Origin of the sequence: Psychromonas sp. MB-3u-54, assembly GCF_002836415.1 — a bacterium.
In the GTDB taxonomy this organism is placed as follows: Bacteria; Pseudomonadota; Gammaproteobacteria; order Enterobacterales; family Psychromonadaceae; genus Psychromonas.
In genome coordinates this window covers 60,983-80,674 of the sequence record NZ_PJBP01000180.1, presented here as the reverse complement: position 1 = coordinate 80,674, position 19,692 = coordinate 60,983, and the positions used below count along the sequence as shown (strand labels likewise).

Annotated in this window: 21 protein-coding genes; 14 read left to right on the top strand and 7 right to left on the bottom strand. The window is 39.2% G+C overall.

Annotated elements, in window-relative coordinates; all coding sequences use genetic code 11:
• Positions 1 to 156: 156 nt before the first annotated feature.
• Together CXF72_RS17265 and CXF72_RS20085 are read right to left on the bottom strand one after the other, a co-directional pair.
• A complete protein-coding gene (locus tag CXF72_RS17265) occupies positions 157 to 1,530 on the bottom strand; it encodes a TolC family outer membrane protein (protein ID WP_101040969.1) in 1,374 nt (457 codons plus the stop codon).
• 900 nt (positions 1,531 to 2,430) lie between these two features.
• Entirely contained in the window at positions 2,431 to 2,553 is a 123-nt protein-coding gene (locus CXF72_RS20085) for a hypothetical protein (RefSeq protein WP_269801159.1), read from the bottom strand.
• An 81-nt stretch (positions 2,554 to 2,634) separates the two neighbouring features.
• On the opposite strand from CXF72_RS20085, the gene sbcB reads away from it, so the two are divergent.
• The 10 genes from sbcB (at position 2,635) to CXF72_RS17215 (ending at position 12,059) form a co-directional block, all read left to right on the top strand.
• Positions 2,635 to 4,095, top strand: a complete 1,461-nt coding sequence (gene sbcB / locus CXF72_RS17260) for an exodeoxyribonuclease I (protein WP_101040967.1) — start codon at positions 2,635 to 2,637, stop codon at positions 4,093 to 4,095.
• 82 nt (positions 4,096 to 4,177) lie between these two features.
• Entirely contained in the window at positions 4,178 to 4,729 is a 552-nt protein-coding gene (locus CXF72_RS17255; protein WP_101040965.1) for a hypothetical protein, read from the top strand.
• A 229-nt stretch (positions 4,730 to 4,958) separates the two neighbouring features.
• Positions 4,959 to 5,930: a cysteine synthase A gene (gene cysK, locus CXF72_RS17250; protein ID WP_101040963.1), complete on the top strand. Its 972-nt coding sequence runs from the start codon at positions 4,959 to 4,961 to the stop codon at positions 5,928 to 5,930.
• A gap of 591 nt (positions 5,931 to 6,521) precedes the next feature.
• Entirely contained in the window at positions 6,522 to 6,779 is a 258-nt protein-coding gene (locus CXF72_RS17245; RefSeq protein WP_101040961.1) for an HPr family phosphocarrier protein, read from the top strand.
• A gap of 122 nt (positions 6,780 to 6,901) precedes the next feature.
• Positions 6,902 to 8,623 (top strand): phosphoenolpyruvate-protein phosphotransferase PtsI, encoded by a 1,722-nt coding sequence (gene ptsI / locus CXF72_RS17240; protein ID WP_101040959.1) that lies wholly within the window; start codon positions 6,902 to 6,904, stop codon positions 8,621 to 8,623.
• An 81-nt stretch (positions 8,624 to 8,704) separates the two neighbouring features.
• Positions 8,705 to 9,214 carry a PTS glucose transporter subunit IIA gene (gene crr, locus CXF72_RS17235; RefSeq protein ID WP_101040957.1) on the top strand — a complete coding sequence of 170 codons (510 nt, stop codon included), beginning with the start codon at positions 8,705 to 8,707 and terminating at the stop codon, positions 9,212 to 9,214.
• Between the two features lie 115 nt (positions 9,215 to 9,329).
• Positions 9,330 to 9,680, top strand: coding sequence for an ArsC family reductase (locus CXF72_RS17230; RefSeq protein ID WP_101040955.1), 351 nt, complete (start codon positions 9,330 to 9,332; stop codon positions 9,678 to 9,680).
• Positions 9,681 to 9,690: 10 nt separating this feature from the next.
• Positions 9,691 to 10,833 carry a succinyl-diaminopimelate desuccinylase gene (gene dapE, locus CXF72_RS17225; RefSeq protein ID WP_101040953.1) on the top strand — a complete coding sequence of 381 codons (1,143 nt, stop codon included), beginning with the start codon at positions 9,691 to 9,693 and terminating at the stop codon, positions 10,831 to 10,833.
• A gap of 172 nt (positions 10,834 to 11,005) precedes the next feature.
• A complete protein-coding gene (locus CXF72_RS17220) occupies positions 11,006 to 11,677 on the top strand; it encodes a M15 family metallopeptidase (protein ID WP_101040951.1) in 672 nt (223 codons plus the stop codon).
• A gap of 22 nt (positions 11,678 to 11,699) precedes the next feature.
• Positions 11,700 to 12,059, top strand: a complete 360-nt coding sequence (locus tag CXF72_RS17215; RefSeq protein ID WP_101040949.1) for a PilZ domain-containing protein — start codon at positions 11,700 to 11,702, stop codon at positions 12,057 to 12,059.
• Positions 12,060 to 12,192: 133 nt separating this feature from the next.
• Here the strand turns inward: CXF72_RS17215 and serB are convergent, their stop codons facing one another.
• Entirely contained in the window at positions 12,193 to 13,233 is a 1,041-nt protein-coding gene (gene serB / locus CXF72_RS17210) for a phosphoserine phosphatase SerB (protein WP_232785014.1), read from the bottom strand.
• A gap of 101 nt (positions 13,234 to 13,334) precedes the next feature.
• Here serB and CXF72_RS17205 point away from each other — a divergent pair, with 101 nt between their 5' ends.
• Positions 13,335 to 13,961 carry an AhpA/YtjB family protein gene (locus CXF72_RS17205; protein ID WP_101040947.1) on the top strand — a complete coding sequence of 209 codons (627 nt, stop codon included), beginning with the start codon at positions 13,335 to 13,337 and terminating at the stop codon, positions 13,959 to 13,961.
• Between the two features lie 159 nt (positions 13,962 to 14,120).
• On the opposite strand, the gene CXF72_RS17200 is transcribed toward CXF72_RS17205, so the two are convergent.
• Positions 14,121 to 14,702, bottom strand: a complete 582-nt coding sequence (locus CXF72_RS17200; protein WP_101040945.1) for a Fe-Mn family superoxide dismutase — start codon at positions 14,700 to 14,702, stop codon at positions 14,121 to 14,123.
• A gap of 220 nt (positions 14,703 to 14,922) precedes the next feature.
• On the opposite strand from CXF72_RS17200, the gene grxD reads away from it, so the two are divergent.
• The gene (gene grxD / locus CXF72_RS17195) at positions 14,923 to 15,264 is read left to right on the top strand and encodes a Grx4 family monothiol glutaredoxin (protein WP_101040943.1); all 342 of its coding nucleotides are present in this window, start codon (positions 14,923 to 14,925) and stop codon (positions 15,262 to 15,264) included.
• A gap of 211 nt (positions 15,265 to 15,475) precedes the next feature.
• Here the strand turns inward: grxD and rnt are convergent, their stop codons facing one another.
• Both rnt and CXF72_RS17185 read right to left on the bottom strand, forming a co-directional pair.
• Positions 15,476 to 16,099 carry a ribonuclease T gene (gene rnt, locus CXF72_RS17190; RefSeq protein WP_101040942.1) on the bottom strand — a complete coding sequence of 208 codons (624 nt, stop codon included), beginning with the start codon at positions 16,097 to 16,099 and terminating at the stop codon, positions 15,476 to 15,478.
• A 107-nt stretch (positions 16,100 to 16,206) separates the two neighbouring features.
• Positions 16,207 to 16,539, bottom strand: coding sequence for a YajD family HNH nuclease (locus CXF72_RS17185; RefSeq protein ID WP_101040940.1), 333 nt, complete (start codon positions 16,537 to 16,539; stop codon positions 16,207 to 16,209).
• Between the two features lie 522 nt (positions 16,540 to 17,061).
• On the opposite strand from CXF72_RS17185, the gene CXF72_RS17180 reads away from it, so the two are divergent.
• A complete protein-coding gene (locus CXF72_RS17180) occupies positions 17,062 to 17,823 on the top strand; it encodes a ZapG family protein (protein ID WP_198552650.1) in 762 nt (253 codons plus the stop codon).
• A 254-nt stretch (positions 17,824 to 18,077) separates the two neighbouring features.
• A complete protein-coding gene (gene ylqF, locus CXF72_RS17175) occupies positions 18,078 to 19,016 on the top strand; it encodes a ribosome biogenesis GTPase YlqF (RefSeq protein WP_101040936.1) in 939 nt (312 codons plus the stop codon).
• 43 nt (positions 19,017 to 19,059) lie between these two features.
• On the opposite strand, the gene CXF72_RS17170 is transcribed toward ylqF, so the two are convergent.
• Positions 19,060 to 19,653: a hypothetical protein gene (locus tag CXF72_RS17170; RefSeq protein WP_101040933.1), complete on the bottom strand. Its 594-nt coding sequence runs from the start codon at positions 19,651 to 19,653 to the stop codon at positions 19,060 to 19,062.
• Between the last annotated feature and the right edge of the window lie 39 nt (positions 19,654 to 19,692).

The window sequence follows — 19,692 nt, the reverse complement described above, 5'->3', positions numbered from 1 at the left end:
AACTTATTCCAAATTATTTTTCAGTTAGCGAAAAGTCTCTTTGACAGTGAACTATTCGACAATAAAGGCTTCCTATTAGAAGCCGGAATTTTTGTAACGCTAATAGGTATTCGACAAGAGACTTACAGCATCTCTTGGATCAAAAATAAATGCGGGTTAACCCACCAACCAGCCATTAATGGTCGCCAGATCGGCTTCCTGCAGGTCACCGGCCGCAAATTTTAGACGCAGTACATTAAGCACATAGTTGTAACGTGCCTGGGTTAAAGCCTGTCTTGCCTCGGACAGCGCCTGCTCGACATCCAGTACCTGAAGGAGACTATTTTGGCCGACACGATAGCCTGAACTTCTTGATTTCAAGAGACTTTCCTGTGCTTTTACCGACTGCCTAAGCGCGCCGATTTGCTCAATAGCCTCACCGATACGATAATAGGCATCATGCGCTGAACGCTCAACGATGCGCTGCTTATCATTACGATCCTGAAACACGCTGCGGCGTTTCTCAATGCCCTGACGAAGCTTGGAAGATGTTTTGCCTCCGGAATAAAAAGGCACGGTTAACCTGAGCATAATATTGGTTTCGTCGATATTACTGCCCCCGCCATACACCGAACCGTCGGTTTCGGTGTTTTCCATGGAAGCTATCAGATCAAGCGTGGGATAATGCCCGCCGCGAAGGACTTTTATTTCTTTTTCAGCCTCGTCGAGTGACAGTTGAATAACCTGTAATTCAAGATTATTTTGAGCAGACTGGCTAACCCATTGTTGCGGGTCAGCGGGGACAGGTAATGTTAGATCTATCTTCGGCCGCAGCGTTGACAATTGCTCGGGCATAGACCCCAACGATTCGCGCAGAGCATAGCGACTATCGAGTAACCGGCTTTTTAATTCCACTTCTTTACTGAGTGCATTCAGATAGCTTGCTCTGGATTCCTCAACATCGGCTTTTCTGCCAAGACCGCTTTGATGCTTTTTCTCTGCAACGTCTAAATGTTTACCCATGGCTTTTTTTTCTGTCTGCACGGTTTCGAGCTGGTCACCGCGCTCAAGAACGAGAAAATAAGCTTCAGACAGACGCAGTAATAATTGCTGTTTGGCCAGACTGTATTCGACTTCCGCACGACTGGCACTGATTTTTGACTGTGAATAGCGTTGCCAGCGCGCATAGTCAAAAACAGACTGAGTCAAGGTTAGACCGTAAGTTGTAGTGGCATACTGATCGGAGCCGGAATCGTATACCTCATTATCCGATTCATTGATTGTCTGGTCGGTTATTTTATATTCATACTGAAAATCCACACTGGGCAGTAAATCAGCACGACTGAGCTTAACAATCTCTTGGTCTGAGCGATATTTGTGAGAGGCCGAGAGGTATTTGGCATCCTGTAATTCGGCAATCTTCCATAAATCCAGCAGATTGTCGGCAGGTAAAATAGGAGACCAAACGGTCATCAGCCCGCTAATAAGTAGCAAACATCCCTGTCTGGCAATTTTATTGTTGATTATTGAGGTTACTGAATATAAACGCATACGCTATAAGTTCCTTGTATATGTACAACAAAAAAAATTATTACTGGTTAAAGTACAGTCCGTATAAGTCATATTATTCGACAGGCATAATGGCTAAAACCTGCTACAAAAGACTCTCCAACCTGCCTTTTACTTTTTGAAAATGATTATGATTATCATTGTGATTATCATTAATCGTACAATATACCCACAATTTAAACTAATAAAGTAGCTTTACTTAACAAAATTTGAACTTAATCCTCGCTTTATTTAACATTCTGACAACATGTCAATAACGGCCCAAGCACGCTGACTTAATAGTTATTAAAATTTCATATTGCTGACAAAATCGCTTTGAATAGTGACTAAACGGTGACTAATTGGTTAACACTCTGAACAGTATGAGGATAAAACAAAATAGCCTAATGGGCTGGCATTGCGAAAATAAGGTTTCTAATCTCAAGGACAGAAAGACGCCGCCGCACATGGAAGCGCGAGCAGAAAAATATTAATTTAGAGAGTATCACAGCACCTTCATGATTTATTAGTGGGGCGTTTTTAAAAGCAAATAGAAACAGGGGTTGTTATAGCGTGTGAAATAACAACGCGGATAAGACGATATTGAAACGGATCTGCTGAGTACAAATTGCGAGATCTACTCATATTGATATAAAGCAGAAAATGATTGAGTCATCAATTAGAAGCGATAAAATAGCAGATCAGAAATATCTGTTAAATAGATAAATACTTTATCGGGTTATTTTTGATAATGATTCCCATCAAACAGCTTACGTCTGTGCTTAATCACTTGCTCTCGCGCTTCAGCTAGTCTAACCTCTGAAATAATCAGCAACATAGGTTTAATGCTGCTAATCCATTGAAAATCAAAAATAGCCACTGCATTTTTAGTGAGACGGACAGTTAAACCATCACCACGGTCAGATATTTTGAGGCTTCAATATAAGCAGCCTTGATACTGCGATGTTTTGAATCAGATAATGCCATCGTCCACCGTGGTGCAACGTAAGTTAAAGTATAATCCAATTTGTGATCCACAATCAGCAAGCGGCACAGAATGACAAGCAATAACATCAAACGAAAAAATACTTTAAAAAAAGGTGTTAAATGAATAATAACGAGCAAAAAGCAACATCAAAAAAAACCACCGATCAGCCGTCGATATACTGGCACGATTATGAGACATTCGGACTTAATCCTGGCACGGATCGCCCTTCTCAGTTTGCCGGTATTCGTACCGATCTCGATTTAAATATTATCTCTGAGCCCGATGAATGGTATTGCCGACCGCCCAATGACTACCTTCCAAATCCCGAAGCTTGCTTAATCACCGGAATAACACCCCAACGTGCATTACAAAAAGGCATGGTAGAAAGTGAGTTTATTACGCTTATTAACCAGCAGTTCAGTCAGGCAAATACCTGTGTTGTGGGTTATAACAATATACGCTTTGATGATGAAGTGACGCGCTTTACGCTCTATCGTAATTTTCGCGATCCTTATCAGCGTGAATGGAAAAATGGCTGTTCCCGCTGGGACATTATCGATATGGTAAGAGCATGTTATGCTTTGCGTCCCGAGGGCATAAATTGGCCTGTTGATGAAAATGATGCGCCCTCCTTTCGTTTAGAATTGTTAACCAAAGAGAATGGCCTCGCGCACCAACAAGCGCATGATGCAATGTCGGATGTTTATGCCACCATTGCAATGGCAAAGTTGATAAAAGAGACGCACCCTAAGCTCTATGATTATTTCTTTGGCCTGCGTAAAAAAAATAATGTGCTAGCACAACTAAAACTGGGCACTAATACACCCGTAGTACATGTTTCAGGGATGTTTCCCGCCCTTCAGGGCTGTGCATCCTACGTAATGCCTATCACCCAGCATCCTTCTAATAAAAATGCCGTCATAGTGGTTGATTTAAACAAAGATTTAAGTGGGTTAGAAACACTTTCAATCGAACAAATCCAAGCCTACTTATATACTCCCAGCATCGATTTACCGGAAGGCATTGAACGTCCAGCTATCAAATTAATCCATATTAATAAATGCCCGATCATTGCACCGGCAAAAACATTAACCGAGGAACGGGCCGATCAATTGGGGATTAATCGCGAGCAATGTCGACGTTCGTTAGATTTTTTAAGTAACCAGCAGGGTCTTGCAGAAAAACTACAGAAGGTTTTTGTACAGGAAATGCCGAGTACGGAAAATAAATCAGTGGAGGAGATGTTATATAGTGGCGGATTCTTGTCTGCGGCAGACAAAGCGCTCAGTGAACAAGTTTGTAACAGCACGTGGCAGGAGTTAACGAATAAAAAATTCAACTTTGAAGATGGCCGGTTAGATATTCTGTTATGGCATTACAGAGCCAGAAATGCACCAGATTCATTGGATTTCGCAGAGCAGGAAAAATGGGCAAGACACCGCCAAGCCTATTTATTAGAAAATAGTCAAGCATATATTGAAAAACTCGAAGCGCTCGCACTTGAAAATCAGAGCAATCCTGCAAAAATAGAATTATTACAGCAATTATATGATTATTTGAATTATTTAAACTATGAATAATTAACTGTTAATCTTAAAATTAGCCAAGATTTAATGAGTAAACGAATTCATCTTTTAATCACCAGAAAAGCGAGCTAAGATTGTGATCAAACCTATTATTATTTTAGCTTCTTTCCTATCAACAGTCTGTTTTGCCGAAAAAATTCCAACTAATTCATTACAGGTTCAGTATCAGGAAAGTATTAAACAAACGTCAACCGCATTTTATTTAAATCCTGTTTTTCAAATTCCGGAGACAACCTATTTATACCTGAATTCTGTATTTACCTCTTTTTATCAAAAACTGTCTTTTAATACTTCAATAGCCAACAGTACATTTAAAAAAAATGCTTATTCTCAGGTTATTGCTATTCCAATCATTCCAACCAATACGGAAGGGGTTCAGCTTGAATTTTTTGGTAATTTTTCGACTCCTGCTTCACAGCATTTAAGTAATTTTTCAGCGGATCACCTTCTCTATAATTACCGGTCTAATTCTGAGACACTCGATCTCTATAGAAGCGATCTGGCACTGGGTGCCGGTATCAGTTTTAAGACCGACTCGAACAGCAAAATTAAAATAGTTATTTCTAATAATGAAATTCCGGGGTATGGAACAAGTAAAGCATTAGTCGGTTTTGAAACTCAATTTTAACCCATAATATCCCCATTATTTGTCATGTTAAATGGCGGACGACTCTGCTGCAGCAGCCTAGAATGCTAAGTTATCGTAAAATACTATATGCTATAACAAAACTTCATTTCCGAAAAAACAATAGATTCGCTATATTGACAATTCCGCAATCTTGCTGCAGTATTATTAGTAAGAAGTCAATAAAAATTCAATGAAAATTCGATGAAAATTCAATAAAAAAGGGAATTACATGTCTAACATATTTAGTGACAATTCACAGGCTATCGGCAATACACCTCTGGTCCGTTTAAATAACGTCACATCCGGTAATGTTTTTGCAAAAATAGAAAGCCGTAATCCAAGCTTCAGTGTTAAATGCCGAATCGGTGCAAACATGATTTGGGACGCAGAGAAGAAAGGCACGTTAACTAAAGATGTTGAACTTGTTGAGCCAACAAGTGGAAATACAGGTATTGCACTGGCGTTTGTTGCCTCTGCGCGTGGTTACAAAATCACCTTAACTATGCCAAATACAATGAGTGTTGAGCGTCGTAAGCTATTAAAAGCATTAGGGGCTAATTTAGTATTAACCGATGGCGCAAAGGGTATGAAAGGTGCGATTGCTGAAGCTGAAGCGATTGTCAGTTCAGATCCGGCTAAATACTTGTTATTGCAACAATTCGATAACCCGGCTAACCCTGAAATTCATGAAAAAACAACAGGCCCTGAGATTTGGAATGATACCGATGGCGAGATCGATGTATTTGTTGCCGGAGTGGGTACTGGTGGAACAATCACAGGTGTAAGTCGTTATATTAAACAGACTCAAGGTAAAGCAATTATCAGTGTTGCTGTTGAACCAACAGACTCTCAAGTGATTGCACAAACGCTCGCCGGTGAAGAAATCAAACCTGGCCCGCATAAAATTCAAGGTATTGGCGCTGGTTTTATTCCTAAAAACTTAGATCTTTCTTTAATTGATCGTGTTGAAGCTGTCAGTAATGAAGATTCAATCGCAATGGCACGTCGTTTAATGGAAGAAGAAGGGATTCTAGCTGGGATTTCATCGGGTGCTGCCGTAGTTGCTGCTGCTCGTTTAGCCGAGTTAGATGAATTTAAAGACAAAAACATTGTTGTTATTTTAGCAAGTTCAGCTGAACGTTATTTATCAAGCGCACTCTTTGCAGGTGTTTTTGAAGGTGAAAATTTTCCTTCAATATAGACAGTGTTGAAATAACAGTGTTGAAATAACAGCGTCGTGAGTAAAGCATTTCCTCGCGACTTTTAAGCGAGTCTAGAGACAACTCGAAGCAACTGCTTCTGGTATACCTTTAGATTCGCTCATATCAATTTCAACTGTACTGCTACAATTTCAACTGCACTGCTAAGAGGCAGGAAGCAGCAACTTCGACTGCTTTGAACATAGCCCACCAAAACCGTTAAATTTTATTTGTCAACCCCTTATTCGCCTCTTTTTGACAAGACAAATCACATATTTAACAATACAAATCACAAAAACACACAGCGCAATGAAGTTATTATCGCTTCCGGGCAAAAATATATTGACCTATTCACCGTTTTTGCGGATTATCGTCATCATTTTTAAGGTAACTAATGTCATCTGCCCGTTAATAATGATGTTTTGACTCTTAATAACTAACTGGCAAACAAAAACTTGACCTAGATTAACACCCTAGTTAACTTTATTGGTTATTTTAAGTAACACAAAAATACTTCTTTATTGTCACCTTACCTTATGATTTAGTAAGGTGATAAAATAAAAACTAATTTCTCATAATATTAGGACATTACCATGTTTGAACAAAAAGTTACTATCACAGCACCAAACGGCCTTCATACTCGTCCAGCAGCGCAATTTGTAAAAGCAGCTAAATCTTTTGAATCTGCTATTTCGGTTGAAGTTGGTGAAAAATCAGCAAGTGCCAAAAGTCTTTTTAAACTACAAACTTTAGGATTAACTCAGGGAACTGAAGTAAATATTAAAGCAGAAGGTAGCGACGAACAAAACGCCGTTGAAGCACTGATTGAACTAATGGCTACTTTGGTATAGTTTCATTGCATCATTTGTAAATTTTAGGCTCTTTCTTATTAGATTGTTGTAAAATAAACCCTTTAATTACAATTTTTTATAGAAAGAGTCCAAATTTTAATTAGAACTTTAAAGGATGGATTATGATATCTGGTATTCTAGCATCTCCTGGTATAACGATAGCAAAAGCATTATTATTACAGGAAGATGAAATTACCCTTAATACGGCAAAAGTGAGTGATTCTGATAACGAAATCGCACGTTTTAAAGACGGGCGAGCAAAAACATCAGCTCAACTTGAAATTATCAAACAACAAGCACTCGAAACATTTGGCGAAGAAAAAGAGGCAATCTTTGAAGGTCATCTGATGCTGCTTGATGATGAAGAGCTAGAAGAAGATATCGTTTCTCACATTCGCAAAAAAAAATGCAGTGCTGATGTTGCGGTTCATACTATTGTTGAAGAAAATGCCAACATGCTTGAACAGCTCGAAGATCCTTACTTACGTGAACGCGCCGCTGATTTTCGTGATATTGGCAACCGTTTACTGAAGAATGTACTGGGTATTAAAATTGTTAATTTAAGTGATATTTCTGAAGAGGTAGTGTTAATTGCTAATGATTTAACGCCATCAGAAACAGCACAAATCAACCTTGATAAAGTGCTCGGTTTTGTAACCGATATCGGTGGCAGAACATCACATACTTCAATCATGGCTCGCTCCCTCGAAATTCCTGCCATCGTTGGTACAAAGGATATTACTAAGCGTGTAAAAAATGGTGATTTAATCATTTTAGATGCACTTAATAATAAAGTTATTATTAATCCAACGAATGCGGAAATTGAAGAAGCGAAACGCATCAAAGCTGCATTTCTGGCTGATAAAGCTGAACTTGCCAAGTTAAAAGATTTGCCTGCAGTAACACTTGATGAGCATCATGTGGAAGTGTGTGCAAATATCGGCAGTGTTAAAGATACTGAAGGTGCAAAACGTAATGGTGCTGAAGGTGTTGGTCTATACCGTACTGAATTTTTATTTATGGATCGTGACCAGTTACCCACTGAACAAGAACAGTTTTTAGCTTATAAAGACGTTGTTGAAGCAATGGATGGTCAAGCTTGTATTATCCGTACAATGGATATTGGTGGCGATAAAGATTTACCCTACCTTAATTTGCCAACGGAATTAAATCCTTTCTTAGGTTGGCGTGCAATCCGCATCTGTTTCGATCGACCAGAAATAATGAATCCTCAATTGCGTGCTTTATTGCGTGCATCTTCATTTGGTAAAATTCGTATTATGTTCCCGATGATAATCTCAGTTGAAGAAATTCGTCGACTAAAAGAGATTTTGAATGAACTTAAAGCTGAACTTACTGCAGAAGGTTTAGATTTTGATAAAGAGATCGAAATCGGTGTTATGATCGAAACGCCGGCGGCAGCGGCGATTGCGCATCACCTGATTAAAGAAGTTGATTTTTTCAGTATCGGTACAAATGATTTAACCCAATATACCCTTGCTGTAGACCGCGGTAATGAACTTATCTCTGCTCTCTACAATCCAATGACCCCTTCTGTATTAAGCATTATAAAAACAGTGATTGATGCTTCCCATGCGGCGGGTAAATGGACGGGTATGTGTGGTGAGTTAGCGGGTGATGAAAAAGCCACATTATTGTTAGTTGGCATGGGTCTTGACGAGTTCTCCATGAGTGCGATGTCTATCCCAACGGTTAAGAAAATTATCCGTAATACTAATTACTCCGATGTAAAAGCACTTGCTGATCAAGCATTATCAGTGGCAACAGCCGCTGAAATTGAAGCCTTAGTGAATGAGTTCAACAAAACTAAAGGTATTAATTAAATCTTTAAACGAGCTACACTGTAAATAAAAAATAAGTTCATTTAAAAAATATAACTATTAACAATAATAGGGAGTTCGACCATGGGTTTTTTCGATTCATTAAAAAAAGCGGTTTCAGGTAATACTCAAACTGAAAGTACAATCAACCTAATAGCGCCAATCTCTGGTGAAATTGTTGCGATTGAAGAGGTGCCTGATGTTGTTTTTGCTGAAAAAATAGTAGGTGATGGTATTGCCATTCGTCCTACCGGCAACAAAATGGTTGCTCCTTGTGACGGAACAATTGGTAAAATATTTGAAACAAATCATGCATTCTCGCTTGAGTCTGACACGGGTATTGAGCTTTTTGTGCATTTCGGTATTGATACTGTTGAGCTGAAAGGTAAAGGTTTTACGCGTATTGCTGAAGAAGGCCAAACAGTAAAAATGGGTGATACAATTATTGAGTTTGATCTTGCATTTCTAACTGAAAAAGCAAAATCAATCTTGACGCCTGTTGTTATCTCAAACATGGATGAAATTAAAGAACTGCAAAAAATGTCCGGTACTGTTGTAGTTGGAATTGATCCTGTTCTTAAAATAGTTAAATAATGTAAATTTTTTTAACTTTTAAAAGAGTCGCTAATGCGACTCTTTTAGTTTCTGTGCTGATCTTATTATTATTAATTGTTACAATATTTTAACTATTATTGCTGACGAGTAAAAAATGATCACCACACTTTATGGCATTCCCAATTGCGATAGCGTTAAAAAAACCCGTAAATGGCTTGAACAAAATAACTTACCTTATACTTTCCATGATTACCGTAAAGACGGTTTAGATAAAATCCTGCTTGGCTCTTTTTTAAAAAATATTCACTGGACAGATCTTATCAACAAACGCAGCACTAGTTTCAGGCAACTGACTGCAGAACAGAAAGAAAATTTATCTGCCGAAACTGTCATCGAACTCTTTATTGCGTTCCCAACATTGATCAAGCGCCCTCTTCTGCACCATGATAATCACTATCAGCTTGGTTTTAACATCGACACCTACCAAACTCTATTTTCATTATAAAGGAAACCCCATGTCAGATAGCCCAGTTTTGGCTCTTTTAAAAGATTTAATAAGCCGCCGTTCTATTACCCCACATGACGAAGGATGCCAGCCGTTATTAATCTCTAGACTTGAAAAATTAGGCTTTGAATGTGAAGTCATGGTGTTCGAAGATACCACCAATTTATGGGCACGCAGGGGAACAGAAAAACCGCTTTTTTGTTTTGCGGGACACACCGATGTGGTACCAACCGGTCCTGAAGAAAATTGGACTTACCCTCCCTTTGAGCCAACCGTTGTCGATGGTTTTTTATTCGGCCGTGGCACTGCAGATATGAAAAGTGGTATTGCCGCTTTTATCATTGCGTTAGAGCAGTTCATAAAAACCCATCAAGATCACCAGGGCTCCATTGCGTTGCTTATCACCAGCGATGAAGAGGGACCTTTCATCAACGGCACTGTGCGCGTGATTGAAACACTTGAAGCGCGTAATGAAAAAATAGATTATTGTATTGTTGGAGAGCCCTCAAGCACAGATCATGTTGGTGATACTATTAAAAATGGCCGCAGAGGGTCATTAACGGCCGATTTAACCATTAATGGCGTGCAAGGTCACGTTGCTTACCCGCACATGGTCGAGAACCCTATTCATGCCTGCATCGAACCGCTCACTGAGTTATCGCAGATGGAGTGGGATAAGGGTAATGAGTATTTCCCACCAACCAGTTTTCAGGTAACCAATTTTAATGCCGGCACGGGCGCGGGTAATGTAGTGCCTGGTGAGGCGCAGATTCAGTTTAATTTCCGTTACTCGACCGAGTTAACAGCCGAGATGATTGTTGCGCGTGTGGTGGCTATTTTGCAAAAACATGCGCTTAATTACCAGATTAAGTGGACCTATAACGGCTCTCCCTTTATTACTCAACCAGGTTCTTTGACTAATGCGGTAAGTGAGGCTATCTTTTCTGTCAATGGGTTAACAACTGAGCTTTCCACCAGTGGTGGCACCTCCGATGCACGTTTTATCGCACCGACAGGGGCGCAAGTTGTTGAACTGGGGCCCGGTAATAAAACCATTCACAAAGTGAATGAATCAGTGAAAATTGCAGACCTGGAAGAGTTGGTACATATTCACCGCCTCACCCTGGAAAAATTGTTATGCCAATCCCACTAATTAGGTGGTCTATTTAGGCGCCGGAAAAATGCATGAAAGCAAGGCATTGATTGCAGTAACTAGTTATTCTAATTATCAAATCAATAACAAAGACTAAAACGGAGTTTTATGTCTAGCTAGCATGTATTTTAACCAGCATAAATGAACAGAAAATTAATGGATTTGGTATTACATGCTAGATGAGCAGCTAACCGGTCAAGTGTCTTCACATTTGACCCAACTTTCGAATAATATTTATGTGCATAAAGAGGTTGTATCTGCTTTTAAGGGATTGCAACTCGCAGCACAAAAAGCCGGCTTTAATCTGCAAATAGCCAGTGGGTTTCGTAGTTTTGAACGGCAGCAATTAATCTGGAATAATAAATTTTCGGGAAAAACCCGAATATTGAATAAAGAGGGGCATCCTTTAGCAATAGATAAACTCTCTGAGATTGAAAAATTATTTGCCATTCTTCACTGGTCTGCATTACCGGGCACCAGTCGCCATCACTGGGGAACCGATTTTGATATTTTTGATCCAAATTGTCTACCCGCAGGCAAAAAATTACAATTAACAGTGAGTGAATACAGTGAAGCAGGATATTTTTTTGAACTCACTCAATGGCTTTCGGAGAATATGAAATCCTTTGGATTTTATCGCCCGTACCAAAAATATAACGGTGGAGTAGCCATCGAGCCTTGGCATATAAGCTATTTCCCAATTGCTCAACAGGCTATTGAGAAATTAACCCAGCCCCTCATAGAAGGAGCCATTTTACACCATAATGTATTGGCTAAGTCGCTTATATGCGAACAATTACCTGTTATATATGAGCGATTTATCCGTAATATCGGAACACCATAATAACGAAATAAAAAGGAACAATATGAAAGATAAACGGGAGTTCCCACCTATTCATCCTATCGGGTATTGTATATTGAGTCGAGAAGGAGCAACAGATTTAGAAACATGGCAGAGTAACATATTAGAGATAACGGCTCAGGGTGCTTCAATTCAATGTCCTGACAATTGGCCTGGTATCCAAAATGATAACGTCCGCATGACATTAATACTGGAAGGGGAAGATATAGAGCTCAAATTGAGTGGTATTATTATGCATCAACAACCAGGTGTTTTAGGCATTAACTTCTTAAGCCTAAATTTAGACAGTGCAGCGCATTTGCAACGTGTTATTGAACTTGATATAGCCAAAAAAATAAAGAACAATGAATCAATTAATGCCTAATACATCTCTCTTAATGGCTAATACACAGTGCTATACCCTATTGCTTTGTTATAAATCGATAGGGCATAGACTATTTATTCAAACCTCAAACTGATCGGCCTATCTGTTATAGTCATTCTCTTAAAACTGGGTATTACCAGTGAGTGCTATTATTGGCGCTTAATATTCCCAGTACCCCATACAAATCCATATGGTTCAGTGATACTGCCGCTTTTTCTTGTACTATTGGTTTGGCATGTATGGCAATGCCCATCGCCGAAGCCTGCAGCATCAATAAATCATTCGCCCCGTCACCAATAGCAACGGTTTGTGATAGTGGGATATCAAACTTTTCAGTTAATTCAGACAGTGTGCGTGCCTTGACGCTGGCGTTAACTATTTCACCCACAACTTGACCTGTTAAGTGATTATCTACAACTTCCAAAGTATTTGCGACAGCCCTATCAAAGCCGTGATCCTCTTTTAAACGATCTGCAAAATAGTTAAATCCACCGGACGCGATCGCCACTTTCCAGCCACTTTCCTTTAAGCCCTTAAGCAGTTCAAGCAAGCCCGGCATCAAAGGCATATTATCTGCAACCTCTTTTAAAATTGACACCGGTGCCCCGGTTAATTTACCGACTCGCGTTCTTAAGCTTTCATTAAAATCTATTTTTCCCTGCATCGCCAGCGCAGTGACCGCTGAGACCTGCTCACCGACACCAAACAGTCGTGCAATTTCATCAATGCACTCTATTTGAATAGTGGTAGAATCCATGTCCATTAAAACTAAACCTGGTTTACTCCAGTCAGGGAAATTTTTCATCAATGCAAAATCCAACTTCAACGTTGCAGCGAAATTATCTAACTTAACCTTTAAATCTTGGGGGAAAGCATTTAAAGCAAAACGCATAACCACCCTGTTTTCTATTATTTCAGGTGCAAATAATTGTATTGAGTCGATTTTTTCATTTTCTAAAAAAGTGAGTAAGTTATGTAAATCCAAGGTCGTAAGTTGTTTTCCCATCACAATAAGTTCTGCTTTCACGGTGAAATCAGAAAGTAATACTTGCGTTAAGTTTCCTTGATGGTAAAAGAGATTTTCTAATTCATTAAGATCTTGTTTTAAACAATCTCGCCATTGAATCAGTGATTGAGAATTTGAAGGGTTACAAAGATTTTTTATTACTTTCACTGTAAAATACCTACACCTAAATGGGTTTAAATTATGGCTACACCATAACTATTGCGATTTATCATTGCAAGTTTTACCCGCCAGTTCTTGAGGAATAATAAATGCATAAAAAAATGTATTATCTGCTACGGACATTACAAATTTCAAGTTTATTGATTATCTGTAGCGTTATTGCCTATCAATTTATAAGCTTACGTAATACTTCTGATGGGATTCGTTATCAGCAAACAGAAAGGTTTTCATATTCATTAACGAACTTGGCAGCCTCGGAGGCTTCTCGTTATCTTTCACAGCAGAAGAATGAAGATTTACAGTTACTTATCCATGAGTTGACTGATGATCCTATCGTCAGAGATGTAACAATCTACGATCAGTTTGGCAAAATAATTTTCCAATCAAAAGATGCGCTTCCATTACCTACGCTGCTCAACATAGCGTCTTCCAATGATAAACGATCGCAGGGGATCATTCCGCAGATAGCCGAACTTTATAAAGACAATGAAAAAATTGGTTATATTCGAATCTCTCTTGAACAGGGGAAGATTCTCAGCTTAATTAATGATTACCAGGAAAAAAGTTTTTCAACAATGTTGTTATTATTTGTTTTATCTTTTTTAGTCGGCACTATTGCCATGGCACTGTTTTTTAGAAGAATTGAAGCGTTATATTATCGCCTGTCGAGGCTAATATCCAAATTAGTGAAACAAAATCAACAATATTTTAAATAACAGCAATCTAGAAAAAATTTAAAATAACAGCATCTATATCCATTATTTATGATCGCCCATAAAAAAACCTTAATATAAAAATTAAGGTTTTTTTTATAAACAACGGTTACGCTGCTTATCTTGCCATCTCTACAAATTTAAAGAGAAAGCATAAAGCGATTAAGCTAGGTTTTTAGCCACGAAATCCCAGTTAACTAATGCCCAGAAACCATTTAAGTAGTTAGGACGAGCATTACGGTAATCGATGTAATATGCATGTTCCCATAGATCAACGGTCAATAGTGGCGTTACTGTTTCGTCGGTTAATGGAGTCGCTGCATTTGATGTGTTAACAATATCCAGTGAACCATCTTCTTTTTTCACTAACCAAGTCCATGATGAACCAAAATTATTGACGGCTTTATCATTCCAAGCTGCTTGGAACTCTGCAAACGAACCAAAACTTGAATTAATTGCATCTGCAACAGCACCAGTAGGTTCGCCACCCGCATTCGGAGCAAGACAGTTCCAGTAGAACGTATGGTTCCACACTTGTGCAGCATTGTTAAACAGAGGACCTTTAGCAGATTTAATAATATCTTCTAAAGATTTTTCAGCCAAATCAGTACCTTCAACTATCCCATTTAATTTTAAAACATAAGTTGCATGATGTTTGCCGTGATGAAATTCAAGAGTCTCAGCAGAAATGTGTGGTTCTAACGCATCGATTGCAAAGGGTAATGCTGGTAATTCAAAAGCCATGTTTATAATCTCCAATTTATATAGTTAATTTATATAGTTATGAGTGATAGAATTATTACTATCATTTTTGGTCTTAACTTAATGTAATAGTCCCCAAGAAAATGATCCATGTCAATGAAAGTTTATGATAAAGTAGATTTAATTAGTCCATATTTATAAAGCATTTTGACTATGCTAGAGTGTGGTGACCATCCCAATAACATAATTACCGGATATTAAAATGGAAACATTAGATAAAATCAAAAGCCAAATCAGTGAAAATACAGTATTGCTTTACATGAAAGGCTCGCCAAAATTACCTAGCTGTGGCTTTTCATCACAGGCTTCTCAAGCACTAATGCAATGCGGTCACCCTTTTGCTTACGTAGATATTCTACAAAATCCAGATATTCGCGCAGAGCTACCAAAACATGCAAACTGGCCAACCTTTCCACAACTATGGATCGCTGGCGAATTAGTAGGCGGATGCGATATTATTATGGAAATGTCACAACAAGGTGAATTACAGCCTCTTGTTGAGCAGGCAGTTGCGGCAACAGCAGCAGCAGCTGAGTCAGAATAAATTCTGAATCAAGCCTGAATCACACTATAAAAAAGGGATACTCAACGTATCCCTTTTTTATTGCCTAATACCAAATCACTTAATTAATGGCCTAGCTATAAAACCCATCCGCAAACCAATTGATCTGTTTTTATCTTTGCTATTCCAATTTTAAGCGCACAAAGACGCAATGTCCGCACAATATACAGCTGATAGTTATAAAATACCCCGCTTAAACCGGAGCGAGTGGCCAGCCGCCTAACGCCTTCAATTTATTTACCATATAAAAAAATAGCTCTGCAGTCACTTCCGTATCATATAAAGCCGAATGTGCCTGCTTATTATCATAGGGAATACTTGCCTGTTGGCAGGCTTTCGCAAGCACCGTTTGTCCCAGAATCAAACCGGCCATACTGGCAGTATCAAAACTGACAAAAGGATGAAATGGCATACGTTTTAAGTTACAACGTTCGGTGGCTTTATTGATAAAACCTTGATCAAATGTGGCATTATGCGCAACGATAATTGACCGGTTGCAGAGGTTTTGCTTTTGATGTTTACGCACTAATTTAAATATCTCAGTGAGTGCATCCCGTTCATCCACCGCAGCACGCAGAGGATTAAAAGGGTCAATACCGGTAAAGGCTAAGGCTTTCGGATCTAAATTTGCACCTTCAAAAGGCAACACATTAAAATGAATTTTTTCAGCAGCAAAAAGATAACCTTGTGAATCCATTGCCGGTAAAATCGCCGCTATTTCTAAAATAGCATCGGTTTGCGCATTAAGACCAGACGTTTCAATATCAATAATAACCGGAAAAAAGCCTCGAAAACGCTTGTCCAATAAGTTTTCCATAATTTACTCTAAGGTCTCAATAAAAAAGGCGATTATACCCATGCAGCCTGTAAATGCGAGTTTCAATGTGCGGGGCAGAGTAAGTTATTAAACAAACATTCATAAAATTATTTTTTTATTTTACCCAGTAAATCCGCAAAGGGATTATAGGTGGCACTCACGTGCTCATCGTCACCCGCCTTAACGCTGCTGCCATAGATGTCAGCCTGAGTATATTTATCATGTTCATGGTCGTGACAATAGATACATAATAACTCCCAGTTACTGCCATTTGCCGGATTATTGGCATGGTCATGGTCGACATGATGAACTGTTAATTCGCGCAGATTTGAATAAACAAATTCACGCGTACACTTTCCACAGACCCAAGGAAATAATTTTAATGCTTTATCTCGATAATCGCTTTCTAAACTTTTATAATTACTGGGTATATAAGCCATAGGTACCTTCCACTCTTCTTGATTGATGTGAATATTCTAACGCTTAAGCTCGGTAGTGAATAGTCATTTTACAAAACTCAATAATCTTTCCAATAACAACAGCGCCGCGACAGGATTTGAGAATGCAGTCCCGGGACAAAAAAGAAAAATTAGCGCAATGAGAGATTTGATTTTAATGTTTGGCAGAACCTACTGTCCATGTATCTTACTTAAGTTAATAGTCAAAAATGGCAGCGCTATGCATTGATAAGCTGCGGTTAGATCAAAAAAGGCAGCACAATGATAGGGTCTAAGTTAAGTACACAAGCGTCAAATTTATAGAATAACGATTATAACGCTGATTGATGACTGTTATGTCTCATCCTGCCATGAATACTTCGCCAATGAGTTTGCATAATTTAAAATCGCGCTTATTCTTATCCTACTTTGAATAAAATTTATCTGCATCGTCTTAATCTATATTATTCAAATAGTTATATCGATGACGTAGTGATTTATTATATATTATATTAAGGAATGCACATGACAGAAATAAGCGGAGTGTTGATTTTTATTATAGGCAGCGTTATTGGTGGCATCATTGGTTATGTTATCAGTCGTATAACATCAGGCAGGAAGCAAAAAGCCGCGCAGCAGCAAGCGCTGGATAATACCAAAGCAGAACTGGATCATTATAAATCTCAGGTCAGTAACCACTTTTCCGACAGCGCTAAACTGATGGGACAGGTTGCCAGCAGTTATCAGGCTTTATATAGCCATATGGCAGGCCAATCGGAGGCTCTGCTCGACGCAACTGAGGCTGACGTGGCCTTTCCGCAACTGAAAACACCACCTGCAAAAAAACACAAAGAACCACTTGCAGAAAAAGAATCTGCACAGGAAAAAGCAGCAGAAGCACTGACAGCAAAGGAAACTGAACAGAAAACAGCAGCAGAAGCACTGACAGCAAAGGAAACTGAACAGAAAAAAGCAGCAGAAGCACTGACAGCAAAGGAAACTGAACAGAAAAAAGCAGCAGAAGCACTGACAGCAAAGGAAACTGAACAGAAAAAAGCAGCAGAAGCACTGACAGCAAAGGAAGCTGAACAGAAAAAAGCAGCAGAAGCACTGACAGCAAAGGAAACTGAACAGAAAAAAGCAGCAGAAGCACTGACAGCAAAGGAAGCTGAGCAGAAAAAAGAAAAACAAGCACCACAGTCAGATACTGCGAAAGAAACTCGTCAGATCAAAGCCCAAGAGATTCGCGAGATCAAAGCGAAAGATTGGATGCTTCAAACCGACTAGATAAGAAATCACCTAGTTCAAGCGGCCTTGCTTTACAATCACGGCAATGACCTTGACTCTGATTAATCCGCTGATTAATCAGAGTCAGATACAAATATAAAATAACCACGCCAGCAATGATATTTGATGGTTAACCCTCAATAAGTTAAACTTTCCTTCAGGCAGCATTACTGTCGATCATTCCCACAATCACATTTAGTACCCCAAGAACCTCCCCATTGGATACTATATAAAACAAAAGAGTTTAAAATCAAATGAGTAAAGCTAATATCCAATGGTTTCCCGGGCACATGCACAAAGCACACAAGCAGATCAAAGAGGTCTTGCCTCAGGTTGATATCATTATTGAAGTCGTTGATGCACGCATTCCCTATAGCAGTGAAAATCCACTCATTGCTAATATCCGCGAAAATACCCCCTGTATTAAAGTGCTCAATAAATCAGATTTAGCCGATCCTGAGATTACTGCCAAATGGATCACTTATTTAGAGCAGGAGCAGGGTATAAAGGCACTTGCCATTACCACCAGCAAACCTGAACAAGTACATCACATAACCAAATTGTGTGAACAGATGTTACCCCATAAATTAGGTCAGGATAAACAGATCCGCGCCATGATCATGGGTATTCCAAATGTTGGAAAATCAACCATTATCAATATATTAGCAGATCGGATCATAGCAAAAACAGGTAACGAGCCCGCCGTCACCAAACAACAGCAGCGGATCCGTTTACCAAGCGGAATAATGCTTTCCGATACACCCGGGTTTTTATGGCCTAAAATTGAAAATGCAAATTCCGGATACCGCCTTGCCGTGACCGGTGCAATCAAAGATACTGCCATTGAATATGAAGATATCGCTTATTATGCTGCTGAGTACCTGCTGGCGAATTATCCAGAACGTTTAAAAAGCCGTTACGAACTGGAAACCTTGCCCGAGAGTGATCATGAATTAATGGAAGCCATTGCATTACGTCGAGGCTGCTTGCGCGCCGGAGGTCATTTTGATATCTATAAAGTTTCTACCATTTTACTGAATGAATTAAGATCCGGTGCACTGGGTCCTTTAAGTATTGAAACGCCGGATATGGCAAAAGTAGAAAAAATAGCAGTGGCGCAGCTAATGGCAGAGCAGGCAGAAAATAAAATAGAAAAGAAAAAATCTCGAAAACGTAACTATAAAAGTCGTTAATCACGATCAGATAATTAAGTTAAGGGCCGTAATGGCCCTTTTATTATTTGAATCTAAGTTTTGATTCAATCACATCCGGCTGCCATTTAAATACAGCATCAAACTGCTCACAGCCCTGCATTAACTCACTACTGTTCTCAATATAAACCTGCTGTACGGCTGAAACCGGATAAGATAAATAATCGGAACATTGCGCACTTTGTCCATTACCAATCACCACCTTTGCCCCTGCTTTTAATTGACACTGGGTTAATTTATCTAATGGTGACCACTGATAACAGATTTCATAATCATTACGGTATAAGCTGACCTTGCCCGTTGGTTTATTAAACGCCCACCAGCTCCCCATTTGACTGTTTGGATTAGTACTGTTCCAAGAGCGATACAGCGGCAAAGTCTGCCCCTGTTTAAGCTGATATACCTTACCCTGGCATAACTTTCCAAGTTCCGGCTCCCCTAAGGCGCGCTGCAGCATTTGCAGATCATCGGCAACAGCAAACAGCTCCGCGACCTGCGGATTCAATTCAACGCTGCCAATACATTGACTCTCCTCGCTGTTAACCGGGCTCTGTGCGACAGGTTGGATGGTACAGGCGGATAAATAAATTAAACCAAGAGCAGAGATGATCTTTTTCATACTAATTCCTTTAAACTTAAAAACCAAAAGTGACGAATA